We start from the raw sequence: 20,069 nt of genomic DNA, 5'->3' as shown, positions 1-20,069 counted from the left end.
TTAATTTTTGAAAATCGGCACATTCGAACAGGCTTCGCCGAACATCAGCGATTTCGCAATTGGTTTCAGTCTTTCAACCAACTCGATGTAGGCGTTTTCTGGGATGTTCTCATCGGAACAGCCTTTTACCAAAATTCTTTTACCAGACATTTCAGAAAAATCGTACTGCTGAATCGCGTCATGCATTAAGACCATTTCAAGATCTTCACGGCTGCCGTACACAATTTTTCGGGCGCTTTCCGTAATTTTTGCGGTCAGCAGGAAGTAGGCCCACAAGGGAACAATTGCTTCCGCAGAATTAAAGATGTAAACGTAACTATTGCTGAATCCTTCCGCAGAAATGGCGGCTACTTTTTCGCGGAAATCTTTCTCTTTTAAAATCATTCCTTCCCACAAAAAATCCTTTAAATCGATGCCGATTCTTTTTCCTTTTGGCAGCAGTTTTTCGAGGTCAAAATTCACCAAACCGCTGTCGGCTACTTTATTTTTTATTTCAAATCCGTCGGACATTTTATTTATCTTTGACAACAAAAATACGCTAATTCCAGCGAACTAAAAATCCCTGCTTTTGGATAAAAACATCGACCTTCACTGTGATCTTACCGCCTATCTTATTCAGGATCGTGCGGCCGTAGATGGTGACATACGGTGTTCGCTGCCGAAACTTCTTGAAGGCAACGTCGCGATGCAGGTGATGGCCTTTTATTCCGGTACGGAAAAGGGAAGTGTTGATTATGCAAAACGACAGCTTCAGATATATAAAGATTTAGTAAATCTTCCTGAGTTTTTCGAAATCGACCCATCGGATATTCTACTTCAACAAGGTAAAATTGGAATTATTGCCGCAATTGAAAATGCTTCCGGACTTTGTGAAGAAGATATGCCTATTGAAAAGGCTTTCGAGAATTTTGATTTGCTGAATCGCAACGCGCAGCTGATGTATGTGGGACTCACCCATCATTTGGAAAACCGTTTTGGTGGCGGAAATTTTACGGAAGCGGGATTAAAAGGCGATGGAAAACTTCTGATTGAATATTTAAACAACCGAAAAATTGCCGTAGATCTTTCACATACGAGCGACGAATTAGCCTACGATATCTTGAATCTCATTGACGGTAAAAACCTAAATATTCCGGTTATCGCAAGTCATTCGAATATACGCGCCGTCTTTAACCATAACCGTAATCTGCCCGATGAATTGGTGCAGGAAATTGTCAGACGTGGCGGATTGATCGGGTTGAATTTTGTGAAAAGCTTCATTAATCCTGAAGATCCAGATTACCTGTACCGTCACATCGAGCACGCTGTGAAATTAGGCGCAGAAAACCACCTTTGTTTTGGCGCTGATTTCTTTGATGATAAATCACATCCGGATCAGTCGAGATATCCTTTTTTCTTTGACGAGTACGGAAATTCTACTGCTTACAGCAAAATCAATGAGAAGATTACAGATCTTTTTTCCGAAGATTTTAAGAATAAAGTAAGTCAGGAAAACGTTCTGAACTATTTTAACAGATTGTACAAAAATTAATATTTAGCGACTTGAAATACTACATCATTGCCGGCGAAGCCTCGGGAGACTTACACGCTTCCAACCTCATGAAATCTTTGAAACAAAAAGATTTGGCTGCGGAATTCCGCTTTTGGGGCGGTGATCTGATGGCGGATGTGGCAGGTTTTCAACCCGTAAAACATTATAAAGATCTCGCTTTCATGGGATTTTTGGAAGTGGCGAAAAACATCCGGACAATTCTGAAAAACATCCGGTTTTGCAAAGATGACCTTAAAGCATATAAACCCGATGTGTTGATTTTGGTAGATTATCCGGGCTTTAATCTAAGGATTGCAGAATTTGCAAAAAGTCTCGGAATCAAGGTCGTGTATTATATTTCGCCGCAACTTTGGGCCTGGAAAGAGGGCCGCGTAAAAAAGATCCGCGCTTTCGTAGATGAGATGCTCGTGATTTTACCATTTGAGAAAGATTTCTACAAAGGTCACAGCGTGGACGCTCATTTTGTGGGCCACCCGCTGCTAGATGCGATTTCAAATCTTCCTCCGGTTGATTCAGATGAGTTCAAAATGGAAAACGGTTTAAATTCCAAAGAAATCATCGCCTTACTGCCGGGTTCGCGTGAGCAGGAAGTGACGAAGATGCTGGAACTGATGCTTTCGGTGAGGCCTTATTTTAAAGAGTATCAGTTTGTAATTGCGGGCGCGCCGGGTCTGCCACGGTCTTTTTACGAAAGATATGTTGACGAAAACGTGCATTTCGTTTCAAACAAGACCTACGATCTGTTGAGCTGTTCGTCAGCGGCGCTCGTCACATCGGGTACTGCGACGCTGGAAACGGCGCTGCTTAATGTGCCGCAGGTCGTGTGTTACCGCAGCAGCCAAGTTTCCTATGAGATCGCGAAGCGCGTGGTGAAAAACATTAAATACATCTCGCTCGTTAACCTGATAATGGATCGCGAGATTGTGACGGAACTTATTCAGAAAGAATTGAATACAGACAGATTAAAGCACGAGCTTACGAATATTCTGCATGGTGAAAACCGTGAAAGAATGCTGACACAATATTCAGAACTTCGCCACAAACTGGGCGGCAGCGGTGCGAGTGAAAGAGCTGCGGATATTATTGTGAATGGGTGATTTTACGGTCTGCAGCGGGTGATTTTAAAGTAAATTTATCTGAAAAACACTCTTGCACAAGCAGCCGCTACTCATTCTCTGTATCAGTTTCAGTCTCGGGATCGCGCTGCAGGATTTCGCGGAATTTCGTGCGGCCACTGTTTATGCACTTCTGGTCATTGGTTTCATAAGTCTTTCCAGCTTTTTCCTGAATCACTTCTATCTGCGCACGCTCAGACATGCATCGCTCATTTTCCTCTTTTTTACACTCGGCATTTTCGCGCACGCCACAAACTCTGACAAGACCGATTTTCCGCATGTTTTGGGGACTGCAGAAGCGGTTTTTAAGCTTTCAGGGAAGCTAAACTCGAATGAGAAAAACAGGCGCTACGAGATAGAGATTTGGCAGGATTCGGTTAAGATTAAAAGTGTCCTCTCAGTTCCAAAAGAACAGCCTGAACTCGATTTTCGCCATTACTACAAGACGGAACTTTATATTTCGCGGCTCGAAAAGCCTTACAGTGATTTCCAGTTTGATTATGCCAAATACATGTCGCGGCAGCAGATTTATTTTCGCGCATTTGCAAGTAATCAGATCGCCGCCGCGGAGCGGGATGACCTCGCTTTCGCAGAAAAAATCAGGCAAAAAAGGCTGGAAATTTTGCGCAATATTGATGCTCAGGCATACAGCAAACGGGCAAGAGAATTCACGAAAGGGATTATTCTGGCAGACAGGACAGAGATGGACGCGGGCACGGTGCAGGATTTCAGCAAATCCGGACTTACGCATATCCTCGCGATTTCGGGTTCGCACATGGCGGTAATATTCTGGTTAATTTTACTGGTTTTGAATCCAATTTTTCCGCCACGCTTCCGTAATGTGAAGATTATTATTTCCCTCGTGCTGATCTGGAGTTTTGCCATATTTATCGGTTACGGAAGTTCAGTAGTTCGCAGCTGCATCATGATTTCGGCGTATTACTGTTACGTCCTGCTTCAGCGGAAACCCGATTTTCTGCATGCGATGGCGCTGGCGGCTTTTATTATATTGATTTATGACTCGCATCAGCTTTATGATGTAGGTTTCCAGCTCAGTTTTCTGGCCGTATTCGGGATATTTTGGTTTAACAAACCGGTTTTGAGATACCTTCCGAATCCTAAAAATGATTTCCAGAACTTTTTAGTCAATATTGTTTCAATAAGTTTTGCCGCACAGGTCGCTACGTTACCGCTCGTGATCTATTATTTTCACCAGTACTCATTCATATCGCTGCCCGCTAATCTGCTGATCATTCCGTTTTCTCAAATATTGATTCTTTTTTCTCTCTTAATGACGTTCCTCGCTGCTTTTGGCGTTAATTCTAATTGGCTGGCTGCGGTATTTGATGCATTTGTAAATGTAACTTTAAAGATAATCCATCATTTCGCTGAAGTAGATTTTGCCTTTAATACGATGATACCGATGTCATTTCCGGAAGTGGTTGTCGCGCTGGTCTGTGTCTATCTGTTGAAATTTGTCATTGTGAAATTCAGTATCAAAAACAGTTTAAGGCTGATTTATTTTTTATTGATATTCGTTTCGCTGCGCGGTTTGCTCAATTATAAATCTTCCCAGATCAATGAAATTTTGGAGCACAGATATTTAAAGGAAAACATTATTTCTGAAAAGACGGGAAAACACGTGCTTTTTATCATGAGTAACAACGCCGATAGAGAGAAGGTGCAGAAATATGTGATGGAACCGTATCTCACCTCCCGCAGAACGCAGAGTTATATCATCAAGATTTTACCGGCAGAAGTGAAAAAGGTGACAATTGGCGACAGGACTTACCATTTTGAGCGGAAGCGCTAAGCTGTTTTCAGGACGTTTGAGTATTTAAAATCTTATTTAGAAAGATTACAAACTAAACTATTCTGATATTTCTCATCTGCTTATACCTGCTCAATTTTCTAACTTTGGGAAAATTCAAATTTAAACAATTATTATGGCAGGATTAACGAGTTCTACGATTGGTAGAAAGTATGCAATGGCATTGTCTGCGATGTTTTTGCTGATCTTCCTCATTATGCACCTCACGGTGAATTTTCTTTCAGTTTTCGGTCCTGATGCGTTCAATACAGCGTCAGATTTCATGGGTTACAATCCACTGATTCAGTTTATTATGCAGCCGGTTTTGGGTTTCGCGGTGATCTTTCACTTTGTGATGGGTTTCATCCTTGAAATCAGGAACCGTAACGCAAGACCTACAAAATATGCCGTAAATAACGGTGCTGCAAACTCCACATGGACGTCGCGCAACATGATCATTTCCGGTTTGGTAGTATTGGCATTCCTTGGTCTTCACATGTACGATTTTTGGTGGCATGAGATCAATTTCAAGTACATCGAGCGCAATGAAGTTGATAACCTTAGATATTGGGGCGAACTGCATGAGCGGTTTGCAAACCCGGTAAGAGTAGTTTTTTATGTGGTGTCTTTTGTGCTTCTTGGTCTTCACCTGGCGCACGGTTTCCAGTCGTCATTCCAGTCGATCGGCGCACGTCACCCGAAGTACACACCAACCATAAAATCCCTCGGGAAATGGTATTCAATCCTTATTCCTGCAGGTTTTATCTTCATCGCTTTATTTCATTTTCTAACTCAATAATTTAAGTTTTAAAGGTTAATTTAAAATTTAGTATTTAAAATTTAAAAATCTTCAAATGAGCAAATTAGATGCAAAAATTCCACACGGGCCTCTGGCCGAAAAGTGGACAAATCATAAAAATCACATGAATCTTGTTGCGCCGAATAACCGCGACAAGATTGATATCATTGTTGTAGGGACAGGTTTGGCAGGTGGTTCAGCTGCGGCTACACTTGCAGAACAGGGCTACAACGTAAAAGCGTTCTGCTACCAGGATTCTCCAAGACGTGCGCACTCTATCGCGGCACAGGGAGGTATCAATGCAGCAAAAAATTATCAGGGTGACGGTGACTCAACGTACCGTTTATTCTACGATACCATAAAAGGTGGTGACTACCGTGCGAGAGAGGCGAATGTTTACCGTCTTGCTGAGGTTTCTGCCAATATCATTGACCAATGTGTTGCGCAGGGCGTGCCTTTTGGTAGAGATTACGGCGGCCAGCTTGATAACCGTTCATTCGGTGGTGTACAGGTTAAAAGAACTTTCTACGCCAAAGGACAGACAGGTCAGCAGTTGCTTTTAGGCGCTTACTCCGCAATGAGCCGCCAGATTGGTAAAGGCCGTATCAAGATGTACAACCGTCACGAAATGCTTGAACTGGTAATTGTAGACGGGAAAGCACGTGGCATTATCGCAAGAAACCTTGTAACCGGTGAAATCGAAAGACATTCGGCCCACGCCGTGGTGATCGCTTCCGGCGGTTATGGAAATGTTTACTTCCTTTCAACGAATGCAATGGGATCGAACGTTTCTGCAGCGTGGAAAATCCACAAAAAAGGAGCCTATTTCGCGAACCCGTGCTACGTACAGATTCACCCAACATGTATACCCGTTCACGGGACTCAGCAGTCGAAGCTAACATTGATGTCTGAATCTTTAAGAAACTCAGGAAGAATCTGGGTTCCAAAGAAAATAGAAGATGCAGTGGCAATTAGAGAAGGCAAACTTCGTCCGGAAAACATTAAAGAAGAAGACAGAGATTACTATTTGGAAAGAAGATATCCGGCTTTCGGGAACTTAGTTCCGCGTGATGTAGCTTCCAGAGCCGCAAAAGAGAGATGTGACGCTGGTTTTGGTATTGAAAACAACGATACAAAAGAAGGTGTTTATCTGGATTTCTCTACCGAAATAATGAAGAAAGGTAAGGAAGCAGCGCTGGAACTCAATATCCACAATCCGTCCGAACAGATGATTTACGATTTGGGTAAGGCTTGGGTTGAAGAAAAGTACGGTAACCTTTTCGTAATGTACGAGAAGATCACAGCCGATAACCCGTACGTTACACCGATGAAGATTTATCCGGCAGTACATTACACGATGGGTGGCGTTTGGGTTGATTATAATTTGCAGTCTACCATTCCGGGATGTTTCGTCTTGGGTGAAGCCAATTTCTCTGATCACGGTGCGAACAGACTAGGAGCTTCCGCGCTGATGCAGGGTCTGGCAGACGGTTATTTCGTGTTGCCGTATACCATTGCAGATTATCTTTCTGCAGACATCCGAACAGGGGCGATTCCAACTTCAAGCCCGGAATTTGAGCAGGCAGAAAATGAGGTGAGAAAACAGATCGATTTCTTCATCAACAACAACGGAAAACATTCTGTAGATTATTTCCACAAAAAACTAGGTCACATCATGTGGAACAAGGTGGGGATGGGCCGTACACCGGAAGGTTTGCAGGAAGCCATCAAAGAGATTGAAGAAGTACGCGCAGAGTTCTGGCGTGATGTGAAGGTACCTGGAACCAATGATGAAATGAACATGGAGCTTGAAAAAGCGCTGCGTGTTGCAGACTTCCTCGAATTGGGTCAGTTGATGGCGATTGATGCCCTGAAACGTGAAGAATCCTGCGGCGGGCATTTCCGTTGGGATCATGCTACGCCTGAAGGTGAAGCCGAAAGAGACGATGAGAACTTTAAGTATGTTGCAGCCTGGGAATATCAGGGCGCAGACATCAATCAGGAGGTATTGCACAAAGAAGAACTCATCTATGAGAACATCGAAGTGAAAACAAGAAGTTATAAATAATCTCCAAAAATTTAATATAAAATGAGTGCAAAAAAAGGATTAAACCTGACTCTGAAAATTTGGAGACAGAAAAACAATAAATCAAAAGGACAGTTTGAGACTTATAAGATCTCGGACGTGTCTACAGATTCTTCTTTTCTTGAGATGCTTGATATGCTCAATGAAAACCTGATCAACGAAGGGATAGAACCTATTGCATTTGACCACGATTGCCGTGAGGGAATCTGTGGAATGTGCTCGCTTTACATCAATGGCCGTGCGCACGGACCCGATACCGGTATCACGACGTGCCAGTTGCATATGCGTATGTTCAAAGATGGCGAAACCATCCACATCGAGCCGTGGAGAAGCGCAGCTTTTCCTGTAATCAAAGATTTGGTGGTAGACAGAAGCGCGTTTGACCGTATCATGGCTGCCGGCGGCTTTATTTCCGTGAACACTTCCGGTAACACACTTGACGCTAACGCGATTCCGGTGCCGAAGGAAGATGCTGACAAAGCCATGGATGCAGCTGCATGTATCTCTTGCGGAGCTTGTGTGGCAACATGTAAGAACGGTTCTGCAATGCTTTTCGTAGGAGCTAAGGTTTCTCAGTACGCGCTGTTGCCGCAAGGCCGTGTGGAAGCGAAGAGAAGGGTTCTGAACATGGTAAAAGCCATGGACGAGGAAGGTTTCGGAAACTGCTCGAACATCGGTGCTTGTGAAGTTGAATGTCCGAAGGGAATTTCCCTTGAAAACATTGCCCGCATGAACCGCGAGTATATGTCGGCTCATTTAGACCGCGGATAACATTACATTATAATTTAAAATCCGTCTCCAAAAATCTGGAGGCGGATTTTTTTATTTAAATGGTTCAGGTAAAACCTGATTGTTTTAATTAAATATTTAAAATATCATTAAAGAAAACGCTCACTGCTGTTAAACTTTGACAAAAAATCAGCGAAACTTTTATCGGTCGCTATTAAAGTTTATTTTTGTGGGAATAAAAATTTAATATTTTAGAATGAACAAATATTTTTTAATGCTCTTCGCGGCTTTCTTCGCGATGTCATGTTCGAAAAAAGTGGAGGTAAAAGGAAATTTTGCTGGCGGCTCACCTTTGGAAAGAATTGAATTTATTGAAGCTTCCGGTATCGCCACGCTGCCCCTGGTAAACTTGGGTGTTGACAGCAAAGGAAGTTTTTCGGGTAGTTTCGAAGCGCCGAAAAACGGTATGTACGTGATGACTTACGCCGGAAAGAACGCCATGATCTATCTGAAAGGTGGACAGGAACTTAATATTTCGGGTGCCGCGGCTAACTTCCCGCAGCAGTTCACGATCACCGGAGATGCAAAGAAAAATAACGATTTCCTTCGCGAAGTGCAGAAATCCATTCAAAACTATACTTCAAAACTGAATGTGGGCGAACTGGTAACTAAGAAAGAAGCCGATTTCATAACTTCAGTGAAGAAAATTCACGCTGACCTTGACCAGCAAATCGATGCCGCTGCAAAGCAGACTTCAGCTGATTCGGAGGTGAAGCAGTGGAAAAAGGATGAGCTGAATGCGAGCGTACTCGGACTAATGACGCAATATGAAAGCAGCCATCCGCAGGCGACGCAAAACCCATCTTACAAGGCTTCCAAAGCTTTCCGCGATGCTGAAGCTACATTTGCGAAAGACCACAAGCGTATGCTCGAAAGTCAGCCGCTTTACAGAAATTATCTGTTGTCCAGAATGAGCCCTGATTTCCAGAAATTTGCTGAGAAAAACAGCGGAAACGGTACGGCGCTTTCGTCGGAACTGTTTGCGAAATTTTTAGATACGCAAAAAGATACAGACCAACTTACGAAGGATTATCTGCTTGCGTACGTCCTCAGCAGCAGCGATATTGCGCCGGGCGTTACCCCGGAAAACGCCGCTAAAATCTCCACGATCATCAAAGATAAAATCAAAGATTCGGCAATAAAGAAAGACCTTGAGAAAATTCAGTTCGTAATCTCCGGTCCGAAGATCGGTGAAGCTGCGCCTGCGCCAAAATTGGTAAAAGCGGACGGAAGTGCTTTTAAACTGTCTGACGCGAAAGCTAAGCCGACGCTTGTGATGTTCTACGCATCATGGAATCCTTACATCGCGGAAGGTACTGTGCCTGTCCTGCGTGAAGTGGCGAATTTCTATAAATCTAAACTTGATTTTACATTCATAAATCTGGATGATACCAAAGACCAGTTCGCAAAGACCAGCAAAGCGATGCTGAGCGGAATCACAGCCAATAATGTGTATGGTGTAAACGGCCTGCAGTCTGACGTGGCGAAAGATTACGGAATTTATGGCTTCAAGATGCCTTCTTTCATCTTAATTGACAAGAACGGTAAGATCGCAAGTCGGTTTTTCTTCAATTTGGGTGATCCGGATTTGATTACTGCACTTGATAAAGTTACGGGTCTGCAAGCACCGAGAGTTCAGGAACCGCAAATTCAACTGGAAAACGAATTGCTGTCACCACCTCCTGCTGACGAGTCTTCTACAAAATAACAGTTGGATACTAATAAATTAACCTGCCACACCGGCAGGTTTTTTTATCTTTAAATTTGATTATGAATGCACCACTACTTATTTCCAAAAACATTCTTATTCCCATTGCGGTTTACGGCTTCGTTTTCACCTTTATTACAATTACTTTTGATGTTACTCCGCTTAAGATACCTGCGGCTTTCGGTAGTTTCCTTACTTATTTAGCGGTTATGTGCAGTTTTGTGACGGTTATTGTTTTGATCATTGATGTGTTTAGAAATAATTTGCAGTCGCGATATCTTTGGACGCTCGGGTTTCTTGTAAGCGGCTGTTTTGCCGGGCTTTATTATCTGCTGAAACGCGACCGATTGATTCCGCAACCTTAAACATAAAACATTAGTCAAAAAAATATCCCCCGCCCTCTGTGAAACCCTGTGTCTCCGTGGTAAAAATTTTAAAACCACACAGTCACAAAGAACAATTATAAACTAAATACGAAAGTTCATAGAGACCGCGCCCTCCGTGAAAACTTTGTACCTCCGTGGTTAAAAATACTTTTTATGAAAAACAGAGCCTTTTATTTTAAAGCCTTACTTTTGTGCTCATTTTATTATTAGATGCGGAAAAACAAAAAAAACATAGTACTCGAGAACATCAAAATGCATGGTGCCGGTGCCAAGGGTGTTGCCATCGGCCGAACGGAGGAAGGAAAAACGGTATTGGTAACCGGCGCAGTGCCCGGTGATACGGTAAACGCTCGGGTAAAAAAATCAAAATCAAAATATTTCGAGGCAGAAGCCATAGATATTGTCGAAAAATCTCCGCACCGTGTCGAGCCGCGATGCGTGCATTTCGGTGTTTGTGGCGGCTGCAAATGGCAGAATCTGTCTTACAAAAAACAACTTGACATCAAGCAGGACGAGGTGTACAATCATATCAAAAGAATTGGCGGCTTCGAAGACTTTGAAACCCTGCCCATACTCGGCAGCAGTGAACAGTATTTTTACCGCAATAAAATGGAATTTTCTTTCTCAAATGCTCGCTGGCTGACCCAATACGAAATAAGTTCTGAAGAGAATTTTGGCAACCGGAACGCGCTCGGTTTTCACATTCCGGGTATGTGGAGCAAGATTTTAGATTTAAAAGAGTGCTGGCTGCAGGAAGACCCGAGCAACTACATCCGCCTTGCGGTGAACCAGTATGCGGTGGCGAACGGTCTTGAGTTTTTCGACGTGAAAGAACAGACCGGCTTTCTGCGTACGCTGATGCTTAGACAAAATTCTAAAGGTGAGTGGATGGTTTTGTTCCAGCTTTTCCGCGATCAGCAGGAAGACCGCGTAAAGCTGTTCGATTTTTTGCTTAAAGAATTCCCACAAATCAAAACACTGGTTTACTGCATCAATTCAAAACAAAACGATTCAATCTACGATCAGCACGTCGTTACATACTTTGGCGAAGGTTTTTTAATGGAAGAAATGGATGGGCTTCAATTTAAAATCGGTCCGAAATCGTTTTTCCAGACCAATTATAAACAGGCGCTCGAACTTTACCGTAAAACACTCGATTTTGCCGATTTGAAAGGCGACGAAGTGGTGTACGATCTTTATACAGGCACCGGAACTATCGCGCAGTATGTCGCTAAGAAAGCCAAACAGGTAATCGGTATAGAGTCTGTGCAGGAAGCCATCAACGCGGCAAAAGAGCACGCAAAACTCAATGGTCTGGACAATTGCACGTTCTACTGCGGTGACATGAAAGATATTTTCAATGATGAATTCCTCGCGAATCATCCGAAAGCCGACGTGCTGATCACAGACCCGCCGCGCGACGGTATGCACCAGAAAGTGGTGGAGCAGATCCTGAATCTCCTGCCCGAAAAAATAGTCTATGTGAGCTGCAACTCCGCTACACAGGCCCGCGACATGGCATTGATGAAAGATCATTACCGCCTGGTGAAGATTTTGCCGGTTGACATGTTCCCGCAGACCCACCATGTGGAAAATATCGCGCTTTTAGTAAAGATTTAGCTTAAATTTGGTCTATGAAAATGCTGCGTTTCCTGCTGATTTCGGTTCTGATGTTTTCGCTGTTCTCTTGCGGCAGCGACGATGATATCTGCCTCAGTGGTGAAGCGACGCCGCGCATGAAGCTTAAATTCAAAACAAAATCTTCAGGGAAACTCCGGACGCTCGATTCGCTTTTCGTCAATGTTGATTACGGCAACGGGCCGGTTTCGGTGATTGCGGCGACAGTGAAAACCGACTCCGTACTGATTCCGCTTCGTGTAGATGATGCCAGTTCCACGACGATATATGCAGGCCTTTCCCGGGCTACAGTGAATTCTCAAATTAAGTTTGAATATACCACCAAATCCGAATACGTGTCACCCGCGTGCGGCATCAAACGCGTGTACGAAAATGTGAATGCGCAGACTGAAGTGGCGAACGAAATAATAGGTACCGAACAGAACCAAACGAACATCACAGATGAATCGAAAACTCATTTTTTCCTTCTTTTTTAGTTTGCTTTGGGTTTTTTCATCGGCTCAGCAAGTGCAGGACACATTGGTTGCCAAATGGAAATATGAACCCAATTTTATGGTCGGTATTGATGTGCTGAACGGCAGTTTGGCTGCATTCGGTGACCGCAAACTTTTTCAGGGATTCATTTCATCAAGGGTTTCGCGGAATATTCATGCGGTTGCTGATGTAGGTTTCGAAAAGAATCTTTATCAAAAAAATGGCTACGACGCAGTTGCAAACGGACCATTTTTAAAGTTGGGCGGTTTCTATATGCTTGCCCAGGACAGTGAGAATGCTTTGAACGGTTTTTATGGCGGTGCTAAAGCTGCGGCTTCGTTTTACACTCAGGAATATTACGCGGTACCAGTCCGCGGATTTGGTGGCAGTGATACTTCGGCGGCGTTTCCGGCTTCTTCGCAAAGTTCATTCTGGCTTGAAGGTGTAGTAGGAGGACGTGTCCAGCTTTTTGAATCGTCTTTTTACATCGATGTCAATGTTCAGCCGCGCTACTTACTTTTTTCCTCTACCCAAGAGGATATTCAACCGATGATTGTACCTGGTTTCGGGCGCAGTTCCTCTAAATTCAACATAGGTTTTTCCTGGAATATTGCGTACAGTTTTTAGGTAACATTAAAATCGTATGCAAAGAATAATTTCCCACAATTTATTGGGGGAAAATCGGCGTGCGTTCTGTTAATATCTTTAATTCAATTAAATATAATTCATAAAGTAGAAATTTTTAATTAAAATTCAACAATTTTTTTATAGTTTGAATATCGATATTATGCTGTGACGGGCAAATTTGTGTGTTTTTTATTTTGACAGCGGGCAAAAAAAAATTACTTTTGGGATAGTTTTAAAAATAAATTTTAGTCTTATGAAGAGAATTTTTACCTCTTTACTTTGCGGATTGATGTCCACGGCTGCATTAGCACAATGGAGTCCGACGTCTATGCAGGGTGAGAAAATCCGAACGACGTCCAACGTCAAAAGTTATTATTCGCTTGATCTCAATGCGATGAGAGCCCAATTGGCAAACGCGCAGGAAACTGGACGCAATGCTGTACCCGTTGAAATAAAGCTACCTACACTTAACGGCAAAATCGAACGTTTTGCGGTTTACAGTGCGCCGGTAGTGGTGAAATCATTGGCTGACCGCTACCAGTTAGGGTCTTACATCGGTCAGGGTATCGATGATCCTACCGCTTTTGTACGCTTCAGCGTGGCGCCGAATGACTTCCAGTCTATGATCGTACGAAACGGTGTTTACGAGTTTGTAGAGCCGCAGAACAAGGAAAAGTCTGTTTACGGAGTTTTACCGAAATCAAACAAGACGGATGGCGACAAAGCGTTTGTTTGCTCTACCAGCGAAACTCCATTGTCTAAAGCTCAGATGGATAAGATGTACATGAGCGGAAAGACGTTCACTAACAATCCAGCTGATTTCAACAAAGCCTCTGACAAGAAATTCCGCACAATGCGTTTGGCGATGACTACCAACGGTGAATATACCATCTTCCACGGAGGTGTTTCCGGTGCGTTGGCCGCTATCAATGCTACGATCACAAGATGTAACGGTATCTTTGAAATGGATTTTGGTTTGCGTCTGATCCTTCAGGATTTCCCTGCGCTTATCTATACTGATCCTAATACTGATCCATATTCCACAAGTTTGAGCAGCTGGAATCTTGCTGCACAAAAAGCCATCACAGCTGTTGCAGGCGAAGCTAACTACGATATCGGACACATGTTCGGTGCATCCGGAGGTGGTGGAAACGCAGGTTGTATCGGTTGTGTGTGTATCAGCCCGCCACTTAATTCTTCTGGGGTTCCTACCGGTAACGGTAAAGGTTCCGGTATCACTTCACCTGCAGACGGTATCCCTCAGGGTGATAACTTCGACATCGATTATGTAGCGCACGAAATCGGTCACCAGATCGGTGCTAACCACACATTCTCAATGAGCCTTGAAGGTACTGGCCAGAATGTGGAGCCAGGTTCAGGATCTACGATCATGGGTTATGCTGGTATCACCGGTTCAACTGATGTTCAGCCGCATTCTGATCCTTATTTCCACATCAATTCGATCGTTCAGGTTCAGACAAACCTTACAAATAAGACTTGCGATATCGAAACTGCAGTGGCAAACAACCCACCTGTAATTACGGCATTGCCAGACGTTACGATCCCGAAAAGTACTGCTTTCGTTCTTACAGCTCAGGCTACAGATGCGGAAGGCGACCCGATGACTTACACTTGGGAGGAGGTAGATAATGCATCAACTGCAACTACGATCTCAAATTTAGGTACACTTACGAACGGTCCTACCTTCAGATCATGGACTCCAACTACAAGCCCTACAAGATATTTCCCTAAGCTTTCTACTGTACTTGCAGGAAATCTTAAGAATAACGCAGATTGGGAAGCAGTTTCTACTGTTGCCAGAGTTCAGAACTTCAAGGTTACTGTAAGAGACAATAATGCTGACGTTACACAAAAGCAAACTCAAAGTGCCAATCAAAAAGTAACCATCAGCGCAAACGGACCGTTTAAAATTACTTCAACCAAAGTATATAACAACGCGCCAGGTCCATTGACTTGGGATGTAGTAGGAACCAATGCTGCGCCTTTCAACGTAGCTAACGTAAAAATAGATTACACAACGGACAATGGCGCAACATGGACATTATTGAGTGCTTCTACACCTAATGACGGGTCAGAAGACTTCTCATTCGCTACGTTCCCAACCAATACAGCGCTAAAAGTAAGAATCTCTGCGATCGGTAACGTATTCTATGCGGTAGCTCCGGTTACAGTTTCTGCAATCGTAGCATGTGATGGTACAGCTCCTGCAGGTCTAACTGTTTCTACAGTGACTACAGTAGGTGCAACCGTAACTTGGGATCCGGTAGCGTCTGCAACTTATGTGGTACGATACAAGAAAACATCTGATGCTACATGGACTACAGTTCCTGTAACGACTAATACTTACACTATTACCGACCTTGAAGAAGGTGTTGCTTATGATGTTCAGGTAGCTGCAGTTTGCTCTGGAACCACCGGTTCTTTCACGTCTACTACAAACTTCACTACGCAAATGCTTGCATACTGTACTTTGACGTCTACAAACGCATCTGACGAGTATATCTCTAAAGTACAGGTGACAGCAGAAGGTGCTTTGGGAATGACCAGCAACTCCGTTGCATCTACCTACACCAACTATTCTACAGATCCTACAAGACTTGTGAATTTGGCTAAAGGAACAAATAACAATACCATTACAGTAACTAAAGCCTGGGCAGGTACACAGTACAACGAAGCGGTAACTGTTTGGATCGACTTTGACCGTAGCGGAACTTATGACAATGACGAAATCGTGATGTCAACTTCAGCAGATAAACTGAACCCTGTATCTGATACATTCTCGGTACCTGCAGATGCTTACACCGGTGACAAAACCGTTGGTATGCGCGTGGCGCTGCGTTTCAGCACACCACAAACTACTCCTTGCGGTACTTACACGTATGGTGAAGTAGAAGATTATGCCGTGAAAATCTCAGCTACACTGGGTGTGAATGATAATGTGAAAGCTAACGCAGTACAGGTTTATCCGAACCCTGCGATTGATCTTCTTAACGTTACTAAAGTTTCAGACAGAGCAACCTACACCATCTACAACATGGCTGGTCAGGCAGTTTCTAAAGGAAAAGTAATCGGTAACAAAGTTCAGGTTTCTCAGTTAGCCAAAGGTGTTTATACCATCTCCGTGAACAACGAAGGTGAAGTAAGCCAGGTGAAATTCATCAAAAAATAAATCTGATTTTTTAATCAACTGAATCCCCGGAATACCACCGGGGATTTTTTTTGTTTAAATGTACCTTGATGACCGGCTATTTTAACCAACTTTAACCCTGACAACTAGACAATAAGCGAACAACTGTACAAAAAATCAGTTATTTTTGTCAGCTATATGAAGAAGCTTCTGCTGCTGACTGCAGTTTTATTTTTAAATTATTTAAAGGCACAGTATTTTTCCGGTGAAATCATCATACGGGACAATTCTGTGTTCTATCTCAATCAGGTGTATGTCACCAATCTCACTTCCCAAAGTACCGTTTACACAGACCATTTCGGTACATTTAAAATCCCCGCAAAACCCGGAGATGTAATCCGTTTTACCTCGATTGTTACAGACCGGAAAGATGTAAAGGTTACCGAAACGGACCTTCGGAACAGCGACAATTTCGTGGAACTCAAGATTGCCTACTACGATATTCAGGAGGTGGTCATCAGTAAATTCAAACCCACGGGTAACCTTCGCAAAGATGTCTCATCATTGAAAACCGGTGATAAACTCATTGCGCTACAGCAAATGATCGGTTTGCCGGAGCCCAAAGGTGATGGTACACCGCCTGAACTTCCGGTCGCGGGTTTGTCGGGAGGTGGACTTACCTTCAGTATTGAAAGTATCTATGACATCCTCTCGGGTGAGCGCAAAAAAAAGGAGAGAGCAGAGCAGTATGAACGGATGAATACCGCGATCGCAAAAATTAAAAAATACTACGGCACCGAATATTTCACATCTTTAAAAATACCGGAGCATCTCGTAGATAACTTCCTTCAGTTTGTTTACACCTCAGAAACCCTGACTCCCTACGTGCAGACCGGAAATTTCGAAGTGATGGCCGTTTATATCGAAAAATATCTGCCCATCTATCAGCGCAGATTGCGGAACTCGAGTTTAATGCAAACGAAATAGCAGACTATCTGTTTAAAAGGGTTTAGAAAATAATTTGGTTGCGGCGACACGCGGCGGGGGAAGTGTTTTTACACTTTTATTTACGCATAGTTTCAGCCATTTTTATCTATTTTTGCACGGTTTTGATTTATAAAAAATGGGTAAAAATAAGCAGGCACGTTTCGACGAGAACAGAATTCTTCCAAATGTTTTTCAGCCGACCAGAGAAGAGGCCATTAAAGGCTATCATTTAAAAGGAAAATGGCGCTCCGAAGTCTTTAAAAATGACAATCCGGTGGTATTGGAACTGGGTTGCGGAAAAGGCGAATATTCTGTAGGCCTTGCAAAGGCCTTTCCGGACAAAAACTTTATCGGTGTTGACATCAAAGGTGCGCGCTTCTGGTTCGGAGCCAAAGAAGCGGTAGAGAAGAATCTTTCAAACGTGGCGTTTTTGCGTACACAGATCGAGCTTATCGACGGCTTTTTTGATAAAGATGAGGTAGACGAAATCTGGATTACATTTCCGGATCCGCAGATCAAATACCGCCGAACAAAGCACCGGATGACACATCCCGAATTTCTCGACCGTTACAAAAAGATCATGAAACCAGACGGCATCATGCATCTGAAAACAGATTCGGAGTTTCTGCATGGTTATACTTTAGGTTTGCTGCAGGGTCTCGGACACGAAATCATTTCAGCCCATCATGATATTTACGGCGCGCCGGAGTACGACCCGGAGACGCCGCTGCTGAGGGAAATAAAGACTTATTACGAAGGATTGTTCTCTGCGAAAGGGAAAACGATTACTTATATTAAATTTAAGATCAAATAGAGCGGAATCACGATTGGTCTGGCTTCATAAAAAGTATCAATCACGATCGCTCGAAAAATTTAAACAAAAAAAGCTCAGAAATAAATCTGAGCTTTTTTTATTTTAAGATAAAATCTTATTCTGCAGCATTGTCGAAATCTGCATCAGCATCAGCTGATACTTTTTCGCCTTCTTCTTTAGATTTTTCTTTGTCTGCTTTTCTTTGAGAAAGACCGTCTTTGATAGAATCTGAAACTACGCTCAGGATCATATCGATAGACTTAGAAGCATCATCATTTCCTGGAATTACGTAATCTACTTTACGTGGATCTGAGTTTGTATCTACGATACCGAACACAGGGATACCCAATTTTTTAGCTTCTGTTACTGCGATGTGTTCTCTCATGATATCAACAACGAAGATTGCCGATGGAAGACGCACCATGTCTGAAATAGAACCTAAGTTTTTCTCAAGGTTAGCTCTTTGACGGTCAACCTGAAGTCTTTCTTTTTTAGATAAAGTTTCGAAAGTACCGTCTTTCTTCATTTTATCAATCTGGTTCATTTTCTTTACAGCCTTACGGATGGTAACGAAGTTCGTCAACATACCGCCTGGCCATCTTTCAGTGATATAAGGCATATTAAGGTCAGCAGCGTGTTTTGCCACTACTTCTTTCGCCTGCTTTTTAGTAGCTACGAAAAGAACTTTTTTGCCTGCAGAAGTAATTTTTTCTAAAGCTGAACAAGCTTCGTCAAGTTTCACTGCTGTTTTATGTAAGTCTACGATGTGAATACCGTTTTTCTCCATGAAGATGTATGGAGCCATATTTGGGTTCCACTTACGGGTCATGTGACCGAAGTGTACGCCTGCCTCTAAAAGGTCTTTAACATTTGCTTTTGCCATGTCGCTTTTTTGTTTTTAGTTTACGTTCCGCTATTCTGCAAACAACAATTTCTTTAGATGGGAGAAATGTTTGGGTGCTAAACTAAACGGGGCATTTTTGATTAGATAATAGAGCCAAGAGCCGAGAACCAAGATGTCCAAACATAGTCTTGAATCTTGTGTCTTGTATCTTGAATCTTGTGAATTAACGTTTTGAGAACTGGAATCTCTTTCTTGCTTTTTTCTGACCCGGTTTCTTCCTTTCTACCATTCTTGCATCTCTGGTAAGAAGACCGTGTGGCTTAAGCAATAATCTGAATTCTTCGTTAATCTCGCAAAGAGCGCGTGATACACCAAGTCTGATGGCTTCTGCCTGACCTGTGATACCGCCACCGAAAACATTCACGGTAACGTCATACTGACCTGCAGTTTCTGTTAACAAGAAAGGCTGGTTTACTTTGTATACCAAAACATCAGTACCGAAGTATTCCTTAGAATCTTTTTTGTTAATAGTAATAACGCCTGAGCCTGGTTTCACATAAACTCTTGCAACAGAAGTTTTTCTTCTTCCGATTTTGTGAACTACTGACATATTAATTATTTGATTTCGTTAATATTAATAACTTTTGGCTGCTGAGCTTCGTGCTTGTGCTCTGTTCCTTCATACAGATAAAGGTTAGAGAAAAGGATAGATCCCAGTCTGTTTTTTGGAAGCATACCTTTTACAGATTTTTCCAATACTTTCAGGGAGTCTTTCTTCTGAAGTTCGAGTGCAGTCATAGACTTCTGACCACCAGGGTAACCGGTATGCCAGATGTAAGTCTTGTCAGCCCACTTGTTTCCGGAAAGGGTAATCTTTCCAGCATTCAAAACGATCACGTTATCTCCGCAGTCTGCGTGAGGCGTAAAATTCGTCTTGTGCTTTCCTCTCAAAATCTTTGCAACCTTCGAAGCCAGTCGGCCAAGAGGCTGTCCTTCAGCGTCTACCACAACCCATTCTTTATTAGCGGTAGCTTTGTTAGCTGAAACGGTTTTGTAACTTAATGTATTCACACTTTTTCGTTTACGGTTAAACATAATTTTCCCTTAAAAAGGGTGTGCAAAGGTAGAGATTTTATTTGAAACTGGAAATACCTGTGCAAAGATTTCGTAAGGATTTGAAAATCTTTGGTTTGATGACATTCAGGATGCTTGATTTTATTTAAAATCGGGCTGTTCCGGATCACTTTTCACTCAAAGATTTCTCCGCGCAAAAATACTTCGTCAAACAAAAC

The 20,069-nt window shown here is 42.9% G+C and carries 18 protein-coding genes; 14 read left to right on the top strand and 4 right to left on the bottom strand.

Annotated elements, in window-relative coordinates:
- Positions 1–510, bottom strand: a complete 510-nt coding sequence (locus QEP06_RS11170) for a DUF2480 family protein (protein ID WP_285270323.1) — start codon at positions 508–510, stop codon at positions 1–3.
- A 58-nt stretch (positions 511–568) separates the two neighbouring features.
- Here QEP06_RS11170 and QEP06_RS11165 point away from each other — a divergent pair, with 58 nt between their 5' ends.
- The 14 genes from QEP06_RS11165 (at position 569) to trmB (ending at position 17,933) form a co-directional block, all read left to right on the top strand.
- Positions 569–1,531: a dipeptidase gene (locus QEP06_RS11165; RefSeq protein WP_285270322.1), complete on the top strand. Its 963-nt coding sequence runs from the start codon at positions 569–571 to the stop codon at positions 1,529–1,531.
- Positions 1,532–1,542: 11 nt separating this feature from the next.
- Positions 1,543–2,649, top strand: coding sequence for a lipid-A-disaccharide synthase (gene lpxB / locus QEP06_RS11160; RefSeq protein ID WP_285270321.1), 1,107 nt, complete (start codon positions 1,543–1,545; stop codon positions 2,647–2,649).
- 52 nt (positions 2,650–2,701) lie between these two features.
- Complete coding sequence (locus tag QEP06_RS11155; protein WP_285270320.1) at positions 2,702–4,480, top strand: ComEC/Rec2 family competence protein; 1,779 nt, start codon at positions 2,702–2,704, stop codon at positions 4,478–4,480.
- 133 nt (positions 4,481–4,613) lie between these two features.
- A complete protein-coding gene (locus QEP06_RS11150) occupies positions 4,614–5,276 on the top strand; it encodes a succinate dehydrogenase cytochrome b subunit (RefSeq protein WP_251833999.1) in 663 nt (220 codons plus the stop codon).
- Between the two features lie 55 nt (positions 5,277–5,331).
- Complete coding sequence (locus QEP06_RS11145) at positions 5,332–7,344, top strand: fumarate reductase/succinate dehydrogenase flavoprotein subunit (RefSeq protein ID WP_251833998.1); 2,013 nt, start codon at positions 5,332–5,334, stop codon at positions 7,342–7,344.
- A 21-nt stretch (positions 7,345–7,365) separates the two neighbouring features.
- Positions 7,366–8,133, top strand: a complete 768-nt coding sequence (locus QEP06_RS11140; protein WP_251833997.1) for a succinate dehydrogenase/fumarate reductase iron-sulfur subunit — start codon at positions 7,366–7,368, stop codon at positions 8,131–8,133.
- 214 nt (positions 8,134–8,347) lie between these two features.
- On the top strand, positions 8,348–9,859 hold the full coding sequence (locus QEP06_RS11135) for a TlpA family protein disulfide reductase (protein ID WP_285270319.1): 1,512 nt from the start codon (positions 8,348–8,350) through the stop codon (positions 9,857–9,859).
- A gap of 62 nt (positions 9,860–9,921) precedes the next feature.
- The gene (locus tag QEP06_RS11130; RefSeq protein WP_285270318.1) at positions 9,922–10,224 is read left to right on the top strand and encodes a hypothetical protein; all 303 of its coding nucleotides are present in this window, start codon (positions 9,922–9,924) and stop codon (positions 10,222–10,224) included.
- 231 nt (positions 10,225–10,455) lie between these two features.
- Entirely contained in the window at positions 10,456–11,865 is a 1,410-nt protein-coding gene (gene rlmD / locus QEP06_RS11125; RefSeq protein WP_285270317.1) for a 23S rRNA (uracil(1939)-C(5))-methyltransferase RlmD, read from the top strand.
- A gap of 14 nt (positions 11,866–11,879) precedes the next feature.
- The gene (locus QEP06_RS11120) at positions 11,880–12,359 is read left to right on the top strand and encodes a DUF6452 family protein (RefSeq protein ID WP_251833993.1); all 480 of its coding nucleotides are present in this window, start codon (positions 11,880–11,882) and stop codon (positions 12,357–12,359) included.
- Positions 12,325–12,984 carry a DUF6048 family protein gene (locus QEP06_RS11115; RefSeq protein WP_285270316.1) on the top strand — a complete coding sequence of 220 codons (660 nt, stop codon included), beginning with the start codon at positions 12,325–12,327 and terminating at the stop codon, positions 12,982–12,984. Before QEP06_RS11120 ends, QEP06_RS11115 begins: the two co-directional genes overlap by 35 nt.
- Positions 12,985–13,237: 253 nt before the next feature.
- The gene (locus tag QEP06_RS11110; protein ID WP_285270315.1) at positions 13,238–16,174 is read left to right on the top strand and encodes a reprolysin-like metallopeptidase; all 2,937 of its coding nucleotides are present in this window, start codon (positions 13,238–13,240) and stop codon (positions 16,172–16,174) included.
- 156 nt (positions 16,175–16,330) lie between these two features.
- Positions 16,331–17,119 carry a hypothetical protein gene (locus QEP06_RS11105; protein WP_285270314.1) on the top strand — a complete coding sequence of 263 codons (789 nt, stop codon included), beginning with the start codon at positions 16,331–16,333 and terminating at the stop codon, positions 17,117–17,119.
- A 136-nt stretch (positions 17,120–17,255) separates the two neighbouring features.
- A complete protein-coding gene (gene trmB / locus QEP06_RS11100) occupies positions 17,256–17,933 on the top strand; it encodes a tRNA (guanosine(46)-N7)-methyltransferase TrmB (protein ID WP_285270313.1) in 678 nt (225 codons plus the stop codon).
- Positions 17,934–18,048: 115 nt separating this feature from the next.
- On the opposite strand, the gene rpsB is transcribed toward trmB, so the two are convergent.
- From rpsB to rplM, 3 genes are all read right to left on the bottom strand, one after another.
- Entirely contained in the window at positions 18,049–18,816 is a 768-nt protein-coding gene (rpsB, locus tag QEP06_RS11095; protein ID WP_251833988.1) for a 30S ribosomal protein S2, read from the bottom strand.
- A 184-nt stretch (positions 18,817–19,000) separates the two neighbouring features.
- Entirely contained in the window at positions 19,001–19,387 is a 387-nt protein-coding gene (rpsI, locus tag QEP06_RS11090; protein ID WP_251833987.1) for a 30S ribosomal protein S9, read from the bottom strand.
- 5 nt (positions 19,388–19,392) lie between these two features.
- Positions 19,393–19,848 (bottom strand): 50S ribosomal protein L13, encoded by a 456-nt coding sequence (rplM, locus tag QEP06_RS11085; RefSeq protein ID WP_251833986.1) that lies wholly within the window; start codon positions 19,846–19,848, stop codon positions 19,393–19,395.
- Positions 19,849–20,069: the final 221 nt, after the last annotated feature.

The organism is Kaistella rhinocerotis (assembly GCF_030243905.1).
GTDB classification, from domain to species: domain Bacteria; phylum Bacteroidota; class Bacteroidia; order Flavobacteriales; family Weeksellaceae; genus Kaistella; species Kaistella rhinocerotis.
Note: the sequence above shows the minus strand (reverse complement) of the source record. Positions and strands in the feature narration are given on the sequence as shown.